Raw genomic sequence first — 460 nt, 5'->3', positions numbered from 1 at the left:
CACACAGCGCGGCCAGAACGGGTGCGAAAACGCGAGAAAGACAGCTTGAATCGGCCTATCTCTCCCGCATTGCGAAAGCTGAAGTCCTTGGCTTGTGCAACATCAAGCGCAAACCTCATTGATCAGATGGTATGGACGCCTTCCCCCTGGCAACGGCGCACCTAGTTGCAAGAGCCCTGTGAGGATCCTCCGCTGGCGATAGTTCCTTTGTGCCAAAGTGGGGGGAGACGTCGAGTGGGCAGCGACCCTAAGCAGGAGGCGATCCAAAATGGAACTTACCGTCATCGGCATGGATATTGCCAAGCACGTTTTCCAACTACATGCTGTGAATGTCAGCACCGGCGAAGTTGAGCGTATCAAGCTGAAGAGAAGCCAAGTCACAAACTTCTTCACTAGGCGTGAGCGTTCGCTGATCGCCATCGAGGCTTACCGACAAAGAAATCGCTACGCTCGAACGGAG

At 54.6% G+C, this 460-nt stretch carries 1 pseudogene; it reads left to right on the top strand.

The window, feature by feature from the left end:
* Window positions 1-268: 268 nt before the first annotated feature.
* Window positions 269-460 (top strand): annotated as a pseudogene (locus MKD38_RS30915) (IS110 family transposase); the annotation flags it as partial.

Source organism: Cupriavidus sp. WGlv3 (assembly GCF_023952475.1).
Lineage (GTDB): Bacteria > Pseudomonadota > Gammaproteobacteria > Burkholderiales > Burkholderiaceae > Cupriavidus > Cupriavidus phytorum.
Note: the sequence above shows the minus strand (reverse complement) of the source record. Positions and strands in the feature narration are given on the sequence as shown.